Origin of the sequence: Arenimonas sp. GDDSR-1 (assembly GCF_025980345.1) — a bacterium.
Taxonomy (GTDB): Bacteria; Pseudomonadota; Gammaproteobacteria; order Xanthomonadales; family Xanthomonadaceae; genus Arenimonas.
The window spans coordinates 13,849-27,014 of record NZ_JAPDUI010000019.1 but is presented as its reverse complement, the minus strand read 5'-3'; the positions used below and the strand labels follow the sequence as shown (position 1 = coordinate 27,014).

Sequence of the window (13,166 nt, the reverse complement as noted above, 5' to 3'; positions counted from 1 at the left end):
TTCAGCGGTGCGCCGGTCCAGAAGCGCGATGACAACGTGTCCGACCACGGCAAAGGCCACCAATACGGCCACAGCCACATGGAAAAGCACCACGACCGGCGGCAACACGCGCATAGCCGGCCAAGGGACGGTTTCGAACTGCGCGTGACTGACATAGGCCACGGCATGGCCGTAAAAGAACGCGGCCAGCGTCAACGCCGCCACCATGACCCACAGACTTTTTTCACGAAATGACATGGCTCTTTCCCCGATTGATCAAAAATAGTGTGTCAAAATTACCCGACACGCCAAGTGTAAGGGTGGGAAATCCGGAATGTCAACTATTTTTTACATCGTGGAGAGGCTGTCTCGGGCTATCCCATGCCAAGACCGGGAATCTTGCTGATCGCATTCGGATCGAAACCGGCCAGTTCGGCAAAGTGCCGGCCCCGCGCCACGTAATCGGCAAAGTGCCGGCCCCGCGCCACGTAATCGGCATACACGCCGAAACTCGGGGCCCCCGGCGATAACAACACCACGCCGCCTTGCGGCAAGGCCTGTTGCGCCTGATGCACGGCATCGGGCAGATCCGCCGCTTCGCTCAGTGCGAATCCTGGCGCAGCGATGGCACGCAGACGCTCGGCGATGCGGGCGCCGTTCTGGCCCATGGCGATGATGGCTTTCGGCGGATGCGCGGCCACATAGTCGGCGAACGCATCCCACTCCAGGCCGCGGTCGTAACCACCGACCAGAATCGCGACCGGCAGGGCAGTAAAACACTCCAGCGCCGCGATGCTGGCGAACGGCGTGGTGCTGATGGAATCGTTGACGTAACGGATGCCGCTTTTCTCACCCAGGCTCTGCAGCCGGTGCGGCAAGGGTCGGAACTGCCGCGCGGCCGGGGCCAGCGCCGCGGCATCCAGACCGAGCGCATCGATGGCGGTCAAGGCCGCGCAGACATTGCCGGCGTTGTGCTGGCCCGGCATCGGCAGCTCACGCAGATCCAGAACCGCAGTATCGCCGCGGTACAGTGTGTGGCCCTTGGCGTGCCAGCCGGTGTTGGTGTTGAACCAGTGCACTTCGGCAGTCAGCCCGTCGGCCAGGGCCGCGACCCGCGGCGCTTCCTCGTTGAGCACGACATGACGGGCCTGGGATTGCGTGATCAGCGCCGATTTGTCCTCGAAGTAGGCCTGCACGCTGCCGTGCCAATCGAGGTGTTCCGGGTAGAAATTCAACATCACCGCCACTTCCGGCCTTACGGCCTCGAAGGTCTGGTAGCTCGACATCTCGATGACCCAGAATTCGGGATGTTCGTTCCAGTCCATGGTTTCCAGCAAGGGCGTACCGATGTTGCCGACCAGGGCCGTGCGTTTGCCGGCACTGCGCAGCAGATGCGCGATCAAGGCACTGACCGTGCTCTTGCCTTTGGTCGCGGTCACGCACACGGTGCGCGCTTCGGGGTGGGCGGCAAACCAGAGCGCGGTGCCGCCGATGAAACGGGTGCCTTTGGCCTGTGCCGCCAGCGCTTCGGGCCGGTATTTGCTGATGCCCGGCGATTTCACCACGACATCGAAAGCGGCCAGATCTTCGGCACCGGGTTCGCTGCGGCAACGGATCGCCTCATCGCCGATTGCGTTGATTTCAGCGGCCTCCTGCGCATTGCAAAAGACCGTCAGGGCTTGGCCGGGCAACCGTGCGCGCAGATACTGCAAGGCGGCGCGGCCTTCGCGGCCGTAGCCCCAGATGGCGATGGACTGTCCCTTAAGCGCGGAAGGATTCACGCAATGCGGCCCACAGGGTATCGGGAATGGCATGTTCTTCGACCGGCACAAGTAAGGGCGCGATGGGTAATTCGGACGCGTCCAATTGCGGCAGGATCTCGTCGGCGAAACGGCGGACGATGGCATCTTCGCGCCAGCTCGGCGACTGTGCCAATGCCGCCATGGCGGCGCGGGATTCCCGGCCCTCGCCCACGCACTCGAACGGCTTGTGGTCCTGATATTCCAGCAAGGCATCGAACCCGGGAATCTGTGCCGGTTCGTCCAGCAGGTTGCGGCCGAAAATGGTCATCAGGCGCGGCTTGGGCATGAACGGCGCCAGCGCCAGGAACACGAAATGGCATTTCGGACAGACCCCGCACCAGCGCTGTGCCGGACGCTCGCCGAGAATGTGGAAATTACGGTTGCAGCTGGAGAAGTGCGCATCGTAGAAATCGGTCTTGGCGAACTGGCGCGCCACCGCCAGCTCGGAGAACGGACGCAGCAGCGAGTAGTAATTCAGGTCGGCGGCGATATGGCTGCGCACATGCGCGGCGAAGGCGCGCTCGAAATCCCAGCCTTTGGACCACTGGTGATTGACCTCGCCGGTGCCCTCGATCAGGCTGCCGTAACTGGCCGAACGTTCATTGGAGAACACCACCTGATCGGCGCCCTGCAGCAGCGCGGCCAGCGTCAGGATGGCGGAATTGACGGCCGTGACCGGGATGTGGCCATTGAGCGCGCCCTGCTTGTTCATGGCAAACAGTTCCGGCGGCAACTGGCGGCTGATGTTCAGCAGCGGCAAACCGGTACGTTCGGCGCAGGATCTAATCAGCGGTGCCGAACCGATCCAGGTCACGGTCTGCGCGATGCTCGCGCGGCGCAGGGCTTCGATCGAGACCAGGGAATCCTTGCCGCCACCGATCGCGACCAGCGCATGCGTGGACAAGCCGGCCGCCGGTACGCCCGGCGGCGTTGACGCATCCGCCGGAAACACGATCTTGCCGCGCAGGCTCAGGCCGTTGCGATAGGCGAATTCGCCCAGACCGTTTTCATAGACCTCGGTCAGGAAGGCGGCGGTGCCGGCATCGATGGCATAGGCATCGAGCACGAGGGTTTCCGGTACGGCGGCTTTGTAATAGCTGACCCCGGCAATCAGGTGCAAGGTGCGTAGCGCCGACTGCACGGCGGCGGCACGCGCGCCATCCAGGGTGAACGGCGCGCCGGGGAAAGTGATGGTTTCGGAGAATACGCCGCCGGTATCGAAGGCGTAATCGAGCCGCGCGATGCCGGTGGCGGCGTCGAAGCCGCAATCGGTGAAATGGAAGCGGCGGATTGCCTCGCGGTTGAACACATACTCAGACATCGAGAATCACCTCACGCGGCAGAGCGCGCTGATTGTATTGGTTGGCCATCACGAAACCGTAGGCGCCGGCGGTGTCGATCAGCAGGACATCGCCTTCGGCCGTGGCCAATGGCAGGGAAATGGCATGAGCCAGCACATCGGTCGATTCACAGATCGGTCCGACCACATCCACGCGCTGCGTCGGCGCGTCCGGTGCACGGCTGAGATTGCGCATGCGGTGTTTGGATTGATACAGTGCCGGGCGCATCAGGGCATTCATGCCGGCATCCAGGCCGATCCGGCGCACGCCGAGTTTATCGACCACTTGGCTGACAGTAGCCAACAGCACGCCGGCCTGCGCCACCAGATAGCGGCCGGGCTCCAGCCAAATCGCATATTGCGGCCATTGCGCGGCATGTTCGGCAAGCGTCGCCGCCAAGGCCTCCAGATCGAATTCGGGTTCGCTGTCCGAATACGGCACGGCCAATCCGCCGCCGACGTTGATGGCCTTGACCGAACCGATGTCCTCGGCCAGTTGCGCCAGCTGGGCGAACAGCTGCGCCCAATGGCGGCAATCACTCACGCCGCTGCCGACATGGGCATGCAGCACGGCAATCTCGGCCTTGATCCGCGTCGCCTCGGCGCGGAAGGCCGGCAGATCGGCCAGCGCCAACCCGAACTTGGCGTCTTCGCCGCCGGTGCGCACATGGGCATGATGGCCCAGACCGTAACCGGGGTCGATGCGCAGCACCAGCTTGCGGTCGGCAAACAATTCCGGCCAGTGCTGCAGCGGGTAGAGACTGTCGACGGTGATCCATTCGGCCAGTTCACGCGCCTCGGCATACTCGGCGCGGGTGGCGAAACTCGGCGTGAACAGCAAACGCCCGGGCGGCAGATCGGGGAATACCGATTTGACATGGCGCAGCTCGGCCGCCGACACGCACTCGAATCCGAAGCCGCGCATTTCCAGCTCGCGCAGAATCGCCGGATGGGCATTGGCTTTGATGGCGTAGAAGCGGCGTTCGATCGCGCCAATGGCACACAAGGCTTCGGCCTGGCGGCGCACGCTGGGCAGATGATAGACATAGGCCGGCGTCTGTGCGGCTGCGATTTGGCACAGCGCATCGCGTCGGGATTGCCACCAATGCTCAGGCGGCGCGGCGTGGCCATGGGCGATGTCGCGCCAGCTGGGGCCGAAAATGTCGGATTCGGCGATCGGCATGGCGCCGGAATCGATCAGCAGCGCATGCAGGGTCGGCAGCAGATCCTGCGCGATGTCCTCATCGACCACGAAGGTCAGGTTCAGATCATTCGAGCTTTGCGAAATCAGATGCACGCGTTCGCGGCCGAACTCGGCCCAGATGTCGGTGAGCTGATCGAGCATCGAACGCATGCCGCGGCCGACCAGGGTGACTGCACTGCAGGGCGTGATGACCTTGACCCGGCAGACCTGGGCCAGATCGGCGCACAGCGCATCGAGCACATTGGAGTTGACCAGATTGTCGGAAGGATCCAGCGATACGGTGACGTTGGTTTCCGAGGTCGAGATCATGTCGACCGACAGGCCGTGCGCTTTGAAGCAGGCAAACAGATCGGCCAGGAAGCCGACCTGCTGCCACATGCCGATCGATTCCATCGACACCAGCACGATGCCGCTGCGGGTACTGATGGCTTTGACGCCCGGATGCGGCTCGGCGCTGCGGCTGATGCACGTACCGGCCATTTGCGGGCGTTCGGTATCGCGGATCCACAGCGGTACGCCCAGATCGCGGCAGGGATGGATGCAGCGCGGATGCAGCACCTTGGCGCCGGTGGTGGCGATTTCCTGCGCTTCCTGGTATTCCAAACGGCTCAGCAGGCGGGCATCGGGCACGGCGCGGGGATTGGCACTGAACATGCCGGGCACGTCAGTCCAGATCTCGACCCGGCGTGCACGCAGCAACGCGCCGAAGTACGCCGCTGAAGTGTCCGAACCGCCACGGCCGAGAATCGCGGTGCCGCCGTCGGTGGCACGGGCAATGAAGCCTTGGGTAATGAGCAAGGACGCGTTGCCGGAAAAACGCGTGCGCCAATCGGCATCGCCCTGATAATCACAGGACACCGACAGGCGGGCGGCCCAGGCACTTTGGTTGGGCAAGGGCACGGCGGTAAGCCATTCACGCGCATCCAACCAGGACACCGGCACGCTTTGGGTCTGCAGGTAGGCCACCCCCAGCGTGGAAGACAGCAGTTCACCCTGCGCCAGAAGTTCGGCCTGCCAGTCGAAGGCGCGGGTGAGGCGGCGCGGATCGGTCAGCAAACGGTTCAATGCGGCAAGGCGTTCGGACAGGACCGCTTCGGCATCAATGCCCAGTTCGCGGGCAAACCCCAGATGGCGTTCGCGCAGCTGCTGTTCCAGATCGGCCAGAAACGCGTCATTGTCGGCACGGTCGATGGCGCTCTGCAGCTGATTGGTGACTCCGGACAGTGCCGACACCACCACCAAGACCTTGGCCTTCTCCGCGTCGGCACGTTCGCGCATCAAGCGGCCGATGGTGTCCCAGCGGTGACGCTGGGAGACCGAGGTCCCGCCGAATTTCAGCACGATCCAATCGGAAGCAGGGGCGGATTCGGGCATGGCGGCAGGCAATCGGCGGCAAATGAGGGTATACACATGATAAGCCATGGCCCGTGGCTTGGGTGCCCGAATCGGTGGCGATGACCCTGACGCGGGCTTCACATCAAAAGGCTTGCCAATGTATTAATGCGCTATTACACTATCCCTATGAAAAAACATGCCCTCCCAAAAAAACCGCTGAAAGCCGGCGTCGAATCCCTGGCCCAGGCCTTCAACGGCCTGAAGAACGCCGACCAGGTCTATGCCTTCCTGATTGACCTGTGCACACCGGCCGAACTCGAAGCCCTGGCCGACCGCTGGCAGGTGGTCGAGCCGCTGACCAAAGGCAAACCCTACCGCCAGATCCACGACGACACCGGGGTCAGCGTGACCACCATCGGCCGCGTGGCGCGCTGCCTCGAGCTCGGCACCGGCGGCTACCAGTTGGCGCTCAAGAGCACGCGCCGGAGCAGCGGCACATGAACCGCCCCGCCGACCGTCTGCGCATCGCCATGCAGAAATCCGGACGCCTGAGCGATCCGGCCCGTAACCTGCTCAAGCAGGCCGGCTTCCAGTTCCGCAGCGACAAGGATCAACTGTTCTGCTACGGCGAAGACTGCGCCATCGACCTGGTGCTGGTGCGCGACGACGACATCCCGCAACTGATCGCCGAGAACGTCTGTGATCTCGGGATCGTCGGGCGCAACGTGCTTCTGGAAAAAGCACTCGAGCTGCGCGGCAGTGCGCACTGCGGTCTGCAGGAGCTGATGCCGCTGGCCTTTGGCGGTTGCCGGCTGTCGCTGGCCGTGCCGAACAGCCAGCTCTGGCGCGATGCCGGCGATCTGGACGGCAAACGCATCGCCACCAGCTACCCGGAGCTGCTCGCCGACTTCCTGCAGGAACGCAGCATCCGCGCCGATATCGTGGCTTTGAAAGGCTCGGTGGAGATTGCGGTCAAGCTCGGCAAGGCCGATGCCATCTGTGATCTGGTCTCTTCCGGTGCGACTTTGGTCGCCAACGGCCTGCGCGAAACCGAGATCATTCTGCAAAGCGAAGCCGTCCTGGCCTGCCAGAACACCCCGTTCGGCGACAGCCGTGATGGCCTGCTGGCCAATTTCCTGTCGCGCATCGAAGGCGTGATGAAAGTCCAGGGCAGCAAACTCATCATCTGCCAGACCGGGACCGGCGATCTGGATTCGGTGCTCAAGCTGCTGCCCGACGCCGTTGCACCGACCATCAGTCCGGTCTGGGGCAGCAGCGACACCCTCAACATCCAGGCCCTGTGCCAGAGCGCAGTGACTTGGCAACGGCTGGAAGCGATGAAACTGGCCGGCGCCCGCGGCCTGATGGTGCTGCCGGTGGAGAAACTGCTGGCATGAAACGCGTGGACTGGAAAAGACTGACGGAACAACAACGCGCCGCCGTGCTGGCCCGTCCGGCCTCGCTGCGCAGTGCCGCGCTGCAAAAACAGGTGGCCGCGATTTTGCAGCGGGTTCAAACGAAAGGCGATGCCGCCGTGCGCGCCTACACTGAACACTTCGACGGCGTGAAACTCAAATCACTGGCCGTCACCGCCCGGGAATTTGCGGCCGCTGAAAAAGCCGTGGACCCGATCATCAAAACCGCGATGGAGGATGCGGCGCAACGCATCCGACGCTGGCACAAGGCCGGCATGACCCGCGCCTTCGAAATCAAGACCGCACCGGGCGTGCATTGCGGACGCGTCCTGCGTCCGATCCAACGTGTCGGCCTGTACATCCCTGCCGGCAGTGCGCCCCTGCCCTCAAGCGTGCTGATGCTCGGCATTCCGGCGCAGCTGGCCGGTTGCCCCGAGGTGGTGCTGTGCTCACCGGCGCAGCCCGATGGCCGCATCGCTCCGAGCATTCTGGTCGCGGCCCGGATCTGCGGCATCAGCCGTGTGTTCAAAACCGGCGGCGCGCAGGCCATCGCCGCCATGGCCTTCGGCACGCGCAGCATTCCGCGCTGCGATAAGTTATTCGGACCGGGCAACGCCTATGTCGCGACGGCCAAGCAACAGGTGCAGGCGCTGCCCGGCGGTCCGGCCATCGACATGCCGGCCGGCCCCTCGGAGGTGTTGGTCATCGCCGATGCCAGTGCACGTCCGGCGTTTGTGGCCGCCGATCTTCTGGCCCAGGCCGAACACGGCCCGGACTCGCAGGTGCTGTGCGTGAGCGATGATGCCGCGCTGCTCGATGCCATCGAAATCGAACTGGATGCCCAGCTGGCGGCCTTGTCGCGCCGCGCCATCGTCGGCAAGGCGCTGCAGCATGCGCGCCTGATCCGCACTCCAAATCTGGCCGAAGCCTTCGCGCTTTCGAACCGGTATGCGCCTGAGCATCTGATTTTGGCCCTGAAGGATGCCGAATCGCATCTGGACCGGGTACAGGCCGCCGGCTCGGTTTTTCTCGGACACTTCGCCAGCGAAGCCTTGGGGGATTACTGTTCGGGCACCAACCACACCTTGCCGACCGACGGCGCGGCCCGCGCCTACAGCGGCGTCAGTGTCGCCAGTTTCCAGTTGGCGATCAGCACCCAGCGTGTCAGCCGCAAAGGCTTATCGGCCATCGGCGCTTGTGCCGAAACGCTGGCCGCCTGCGAAGGCCTGGACGCGCATGCGGCCGCGGTGCGGATCCGACGGCAGGACGCGGCATGAACGTGCTCGATCTGGTGCGCCCGGATCTGCGCGGATTCGGCGGCTATCTCTCGGCGCGCAAACAGAACAGCGGCGGCGCGGTCTGGCTCAATGCCAATGAAGCGCCGCTTGCGCAGCGCTTCGATACCCTGCAGCTCAACCGCTATCCCGAACCGCAACCCGGGGATCTGCGCCGCGCCATGGCCGATTACTACGGCGTACCGGACAGCAGCCTGCTGCTCAGCCGCGGCAGCGATGAAGCCATTGATCTGCTGATCCGCGCCCTGTGCGTGCCCGGTGCGGACAGTATCCTGATTCAATCGCCGACCTTCGGCATGTATGCGGTGTGTGCCCGGTTGCATGCCTGCACGGTCATCGACAGTCCCTTGCAGGAAACCGCGGCCGGTTTTGTCTGGGACATTCCGGGGATGATTGCACTCGCCCTGCGTGAACGCTGCAAAGTGCTGTTTCTGTGCTCGCCGGCCAATCCGACCGGACAATCGCTGCCCGCCGCCGAGCTGCAGCGCCTGCTCGACGGCCTGGCCGGGCGCTGTCTGGTGGTGGTGGACGAAGCCTATGGCGAATACAGCGCACAGCCCTCGGCGCTGGCGCTGATGCCGCGTTATCCGCATCTGGCGGTGCTGAAAACCTTATCGAAAGCCCATGCGCTGGCCGGCGCACGCATCGGCAGCGTCATCGCGGCACCGGAGCTGATTGCCATCCTGAAAACCTGCCAGGCGCCCTACCCCATTGCCAAACCAAGCGCCGCCTTGGCATTGCAGGCGTTTTCCGAAGGCGCATTGGCCAGCACGCGCGCCGGCATCGCAGTGTGCCTGAGCGAACGTGAGCGTCTTCAGGAGCGTCTGCACGCCTTGCCCATGATGGTCCAGGTGTTTGCCTCCGATGCCAATTTCCTGCTGCTGCGCTGCACCGAAGCCGATCGGCTGGCCGCGCATCTGCTGGCGAACGGCATCGTGGTCCGGGCCATGAGCCACTATCCGGCACTGCGCGATTGCCTGCGCGTCAGCGTCGGCAGCCCGGCGGACAACGACCGTCTGTTGGCCGTGCTCGACACCTTTCCCGGAGCGACCCATGCGTAAAATCCTGTTCATCGACCGTGATGGCACCTTGATCAAAGAACCGGCCGATTTCCAGATCGATGCCCTGGACAAATTCCAGATGGTCGAACACGCCATCAGCGCCCTGCTCTCGCTCAAGAACGCCGGTTACCGCTTTGTCATGGTGTCCAATCAGGACGGCCTGGGCACGGTTTCGTTTCCCGAAGAACAGTTCTGGCCACCGCAGAATCTTCTGCTGCAGATCCTGTCTTCGCAGGGTATCGTGTTCGACGACATCCTGATTGACCGCAGCTTCGCCCACGAGCATGCCCTGACCCGCAAACCCGGCATCGGCCTGCTGGTGGACTATCTGAAAGATCCCGGGGTGCTGTGGGAACAGTCCGCCGTGATCGGAGACCGCGAAACCGATCTGCAGCTGGCCCGCAATCTGGGCTGCCGCGGTTTCCGGCTGCAGGACGGCCTGTGCGCCTGGCCGGATATCGTGGCCGAATTATTGGCCACGCCGCGCACCGCCAGCGTCACCCGGCGCACCAAGGAAACCGATATCCGCGTGTCGGTCAACCTGGATGCGCAGGCACCGGTGCAGATCGCCACCGGCATCGGCTTCTTCGATCACATGCTCGATCAGCTCGGCAGACACGGCGGCTTTTCCCTGCAGCTGTCCTGCGCCGGCGATACCCACATCGATGAGCACCACACCGTGGAAGACTGCGCCATTGCACTGGGTCAGGCCCTCAAGCGCGCCTTGGGCGACAAGTTCGGCATCGCCCGCTATGGCTTTACCGTGCCGATGGATGAAGCCGCGGCCGCGGTCGCCCTCGACATCAGCAACCGTGGCCTGCTCAAATTCGACGGCGTTTTCCCGCGTGAGCAGGTCGGCAGCTTGCCGACCGAACTGGTGCCGCATTTTTTCCAATCGCTGAGCGAGGCCGCCGGATTCACCGTACACATGTCGGTCACCGGTGACAACACCCACCACATGATCGAAGCCTGCTTCAAGGCCTTCGCACGCACGCTGCGGCAGGCCATCGCCCGTACGGATACCGTGCTGCCAAGCACCAAGGGCGCGCTGTGAACGCCGATGTGGTGCTGCTCGCTACCGGCGGCAGCAATTTCACCTCGCTGCAGGCGGCGATTGAGCGTCTGGGCGCGCGCTGCCGGCAAAGCCATGACCCGGAACAGATCCGTGCCGCCACGCATGTCGTGCTGCCCGGCGTGGGTTCGGCCGGCGCCGCCATGCAGGCCATCACCGCGCAGAATCTGGCCCCGCTCATCCGTAGCCTGAGCCAACCGGTGCTCGGCATTTGCCTGGGCATGCAGATTCTGTTCAGCCACAGCGAAGAATCCGATGTCGACACCCTCGGCTTGATTCCCGGCCGCGTGCGTCGCCTGCCGAATGCGGACGGCATCCGCATTCCGCACATGGGCTGGAATGCCATCAACGCGGTTCGTGACGATGCCTTGCTGGCTGGCGTCACGGGCCAGGATTTTTATTTCGTGCACACCTATGCCGCCGACGATTCCGAGGCCACGCTGGCGCGTTGTACGCACGGCCAGGCGTTTCCGGCGGTGGTGCGATCGGGAAATGTTTACGGCGTGCAGTTCCACCCGGAGCGCTCGGGCCCGCAAGGCAGTCGTCTGTTGGCCAATTTCCTGGGCATCACCGCATGATCACCGTCATTCCCGCCATCGATGTCCGTGACGGCCGTGTGGTGCGTCTGAAACAGGGCGATTACGCACAGCAGACCACCTATGCCGCCGATCCCTTGGCCCTGGCGCAGGAGTACGCCCGTGACGGCGCACGCTGGTTGCATCTGGTCGACCTGGATGCCGCCCGCGTCGGCGGCTTTACCCTTGCCGGTCTGATCGGTGCCATCAAAGCCAGCACCGGATTGCGCGTCCAGGCCGGGGGCGGCATCCGTTCGCGCGTCGACATCGACGCCCTGCACGCCGCCGGCGTGGACCGCATCGTCATCGGCACCTTGGCGCTGAACGCACCGGCGCTGGTGCGTGCCGCCTTTGATGATTACGGACCCGAAGCCTTGACCCTGGCGCTGGATGTGCGCATTGATGATCACGGCCAATGGCGGTGTGCCAGCCACGGTTGGACCGAAACCGGCATCCCTCTGGTGGAAGCGGTGGAGCGCTACGCCGATGTCGGTCTGCGCCATGTGCTGTGTACCGACATTTCCCGTGACGGCGTGCTCAGCGGCTATAACCTGGACCTTTACCGGCATCTGCGCAGCCGTTGGCCGACGCTGCAGGTGCAGGCCTCGGGCGGGGTCAGTGCAATTGCCGATGTGCAGGCCGTGGCCGCACTCGGGGTGTCCGGTGCCATCCTCGGACGCGCCTTGCTGGAAGGCCGCTTCAGTTTGCGGGAGGCGCTGGCATGCTGAAAAAACGCATCATCGCCTGCCTGGATGTCGCCAATGGACGGGTGGTCAAAGGCGTGCGCTTCCGTGATCACGACGATGTCGGCGATATTCTGGAGCTGGCCGCGCGTTATAGTGCGCAAGGCATCGACGAGCTGGTGTTCTACGACATCCTGGCCAGCACCGCGCAGCGCGGTGTGGCCCCGGACTGGGTCGCAAAAGTCGCCCGCCGCATCGACATCCCGTTCTGCGTGGCCGGCGGCATCCGCTCCCTGGCCCAAGCCGAACAGGTACTGGCCGCCGGTGCCGACAAGATTTCCATCAACACGCCTGCACTGGAAAATCCGCAACTGATCACCACCTTGGCCGACCGTTTCGGCAGCCAGTGCGTGGTGGTCGGCATCGATTCGCTTCAGGATGCCGATGGCCAGTGGCGCGTGCGCAGCCACACCGGCAATCCGGACACCACCCGCGAGCGCGGTCTGGGCACGCTGGAGTGGATCGGGGAAGTGCAACACCGCGGCGCCGGCGAGATCGTACTCAACTGCATGGCCAGCGACGGCACCCGCGACGGTTTTGATCTGGCGCAGTTGTCGGCAGCCCGCGCCTGTTGCACGGTGCCGCTGATCGCCTCCGGCGGTGCCGGCTGCGCGCAGCACTTCAGCGAGGTGTTCATTCACTGCGATGTCGACGGCGCTTTGGCCGCCGGCATCTTCCACCGCAACCTGGTCAGCATTCCCGCGCTCAAGCAGGAACTGGCCCAACAGGGAATCGCCATCCGCTTATGACCTCACTTCGTCCCGACCAGCTCGACTGGAGCAAACAAAACGGCCTGCTGCCCGCCATCGTGCAGGACGTCGATACCGGACAGGTACTGATGCTCGGCTACATGAATGCCGAAGCGCTGGAAGAATCCCTGCGCAGCCGCAAGGTGACCTTTTTCAGCCGCAGCCGCAACCGGCTGTGGACCAAGGGCGAATCGTCCGGACATTTTCTGGCTTTGGAAAGCATCGAGGCCGATTGCGACAACGACAGCCTGCTGGTGCAGGCCCGCCCGCAGGGGCCGACCTGCCATCTGGAGCGCGACAGCTGCTTTCCCAGTGCGCCGCGCTATTTCCTGAGTGAGCTGGAGCGCCGCATCGCGGCCCGGCGTACCGCCGATCCGCAGGCCAGCTACAGCCGGCGCCTGATGGACAAGGGCCTGCCGAAAGTGGCGCAGAAAGTCGGCGAGGAAGCGGTGGAAACGGTGATTGCCGCGCTGGCCGAGGATAAAACCGCCCTGTGCAACGAGAGTGCCGATCTGCTGTATCACCTGCTGGTGCTGCTGCAATGCAAGGATGTGGCCCTGGCCGAGGTCATTGCCGTCCTGAAACAACGCTGAGCCT

The 13,166-nt window shown here is 64.1% G+C and carries 13 protein-coding genes; 9 read left to right on the top strand and 4 right to left on the bottom strand.

Going from position 1 to position 13,166, the window contains the following annotated elements; all coding sequences use genetic code 11:
* The 4 genes from Q0W88_RS04965 to Q0W88_RS04950 all read right to left on the bottom strand — a co-directional run.
* Positions 1–237, bottom strand: a 237-nt coding sequence (locus Q0W88_RS04965) for a hypothetical protein (RefSeq protein ID WP_297800688.1), incomplete at its 3' end; no start/stop codon positions are given.
* A gap of 116 nt (positions 238–353) precedes the next feature.
* Positions 354–1,793, bottom strand: a complete 1,440-nt coding sequence (gene murD / locus Q0W88_RS04960) for a UDP-N-acetylmuramoyl-L-alanine--D-glutamate ligase (protein ID WP_297800686.1) — start codon at positions 1,791–1,793, stop codon at positions 354–356.
* Entirely contained in the window at positions 1,741–3,102 is a 1,362-nt protein-coding gene (gene murL / locus Q0W88_RS04955) for a UDP-N-acetyl-alpha-D-muramoyl-L-alanyl-L-glutamate epimerase (RefSeq protein WP_297800684.1), read from the bottom strand. The genes murD and murL overlap by 53 nt, the downstream gene beginning before the upstream one ends.
* Positions 3,095–5,698 carry a bifunctional aspartate kinase/diaminopimelate decarboxylase gene (locus tag Q0W88_RS04950; protein WP_297800682.1) on the bottom strand — a complete coding sequence of 868 codons (2,604 nt, stop codon included), beginning with the start codon at positions 5,696–5,698 and terminating at the stop codon, positions 3,095–3,097. The genes murL and Q0W88_RS04950 overlap by 8 nt, the downstream gene beginning before the upstream one ends.
* 147 nt (positions 5,699–5,845) lie before the next feature.
* Here Q0W88_RS04950 and Q0W88_RS04945 point away from each other — a divergent pair, with 147 nt between their 5' ends.
* From Q0W88_RS04945 to hisIE, 9 genes are read left to right on the top strand one after another with little or no spacing between them, the layout of a single operon-like run.
* Positions 5,846–6,160 carry a YerC/YecD family TrpR-related protein gene (locus Q0W88_RS04945; protein ID WP_297800680.1) on the top strand — a complete coding sequence of 105 codons (315 nt, stop codon included), beginning with the start codon at positions 5,846–5,848 and terminating at the stop codon, positions 6,158–6,160.
* Positions 6,157–7,056, top strand: coding sequence for an ATP phosphoribosyltransferase (gene hisG, locus Q0W88_RS04940; protein WP_297800678.1), 900 nt, complete (start codon positions 6,157–6,159; stop codon positions 7,054–7,056). The genes Q0W88_RS04945 and hisG overlap by 4 nt, the downstream gene beginning before the upstream one ends.
* On the top strand, positions 7,053–8,351 hold the full coding sequence (gene hisD / locus Q0W88_RS04935) for a histidinol dehydrogenase (RefSeq protein WP_297800676.1): 1,299 nt from the start codon (positions 7,053–7,055) through the stop codon (positions 8,349–8,351). The genes hisG and hisD overlap by 4 nt, the downstream gene beginning before the upstream one ends.
* On the top strand, positions 8,348–9,430 hold the full coding sequence (hisC, locus tag Q0W88_RS04930; protein WP_297800674.1) for a histidinol-phosphate transaminase: 1,083 nt from the start codon (positions 8,348–8,350) through the stop codon (positions 9,428–9,430). The genes hisD and hisC overlap by 4 nt, the downstream gene beginning before the upstream one ends.
* Positions 9,423–10,484: a bifunctional histidinol-phosphatase/imidazoleglycerol-phosphate dehydratase HisB gene (gene hisB / locus Q0W88_RS04925; RefSeq protein ID WP_297800671.1), complete on the top strand. Its 1,062-nt coding sequence runs from the start codon at positions 9,423–9,425 to the stop codon at positions 10,482–10,484. The genes hisC and hisB overlap by 8 nt, the downstream gene beginning before the upstream one ends.
* Positions 10,481–11,080, top strand: a complete 600-nt coding sequence (gene hisH, locus Q0W88_RS04920) for an imidazole glycerol phosphate synthase subunit HisH (RefSeq protein WP_297800669.1) — start codon at positions 10,481–10,483, stop codon at positions 11,078–11,080. The genes hisB and hisH overlap by 4 nt, the downstream gene beginning before the upstream one ends.
* Positions 11,077–11,805 carry a 1-(5-phosphoribosyl)-5-[(5-phosphoribosylamino)methylideneamino]imidazole-4-carboxamide isomerase gene (gene hisA / locus Q0W88_RS04915; RefSeq protein WP_297800667.1) on the top strand — a complete coding sequence of 243 codons (729 nt, stop codon included), beginning with the start codon at positions 11,077–11,079 and terminating at the stop codon, positions 11,803–11,805. The genes hisH and hisA overlap by 4 nt, the downstream gene beginning before the upstream one ends.
* Complete coding sequence (gene hisF, locus Q0W88_RS04910; protein ID WP_297800664.1) at positions 11,799–12,569, top strand: imidazole glycerol phosphate synthase subunit HisF; 771 nt, start codon at positions 11,799–11,801, stop codon at positions 12,567–12,569. Before hisA ends, hisF begins: the two co-directional genes overlap by 7 nt.
* Positions 12,566–13,162, top strand: coding sequence for a bifunctional phosphoribosyl-AMP cyclohydrolase/phosphoribosyl-ATP diphosphatase HisIE (gene hisIE, locus Q0W88_RS04905; RefSeq protein WP_297800662.1), 597 nt, complete (start codon positions 12,566–12,568; stop codon positions 13,160–13,162). Before hisF ends, hisIE begins: the two co-directional genes overlap by 4 nt.
* Positions 13,163–13,166 lie beyond the last annotated feature (4 nt).

Excerpts from the sequence above, each read along its gene's own strand:
- hisC (WP_297800674.1), top strand. The coding sequence starts at position 8,348 with ATGAACGTGCTCGATCTGGTGCGCCCGGATCTGCGCGGATTCGGCGGC.
- hisG (WP_297800678.1), top strand. The coding sequence starts at position 6,157 with ATGAACCGCCCCGCCGACCGTCTGCGCATCGCCATGCAGAAATCCGGA.
- hisD (WP_297800676.1), top strand. The coding sequence starts at position 7,053 with ATGAAACGCGTGGACTGGAAAAGACTGACGGAACAACAACGCGCCGCC.
- murL (WP_297800684.1), bottom strand. The coding sequence starts at position 3,102 with ATGTCTGAGTATGTGTTCAACCGCGAGGCAATCCGCCGCTTCCATTTC.
- murD (WP_297800686.1), bottom strand. The coding sequence starts at position 1,793 with ATGCCATTCCCGATACCCTGTGGGCCGCATTGCGTGAATCCTTCCGCG.
- hisA (WP_297800667.1), top strand. The coding sequence starts at position 11,077 with ATGATCACCGTCATTCCCGCCATCGATGTCCGTGACGGCCGTGTGGTG.
- hisF (WP_297800664.1), top strand. The coding sequence starts at position 11,799 with ATGCTGAAAAAACGCATCATCGCCTGCCTGGATGTCGCCAATGGACGG.
- hisB (WP_297800671.1), top strand. The coding sequence starts at position 9,423 with ATGCGTAAAATCCTGTTCATCGACCGTGATGGCACCTTGATCAAAGAA.
- Q0W88_RS04950 (WP_297800682.1), bottom strand. The coding sequence starts at position 5,698 with ATGCCCGAATCCGCCCCTGCTTCCGATTGGATCGTGCTGAAATTCGGC.
- hisIE (WP_297800662.1), top strand. The coding sequence starts at position 12,566 with ATGACCTCACTTCGTCCCGACCAGCTCGACTGGAGCAAACAAAACGGC.
- Q0W88_RS04945 (WP_297800680.1), top strand. The coding sequence starts at position 5,846 with ATGAAAAAACATGCCCTCCCAAAAAAACCGCTGAAAGCCGGCGTCGAA.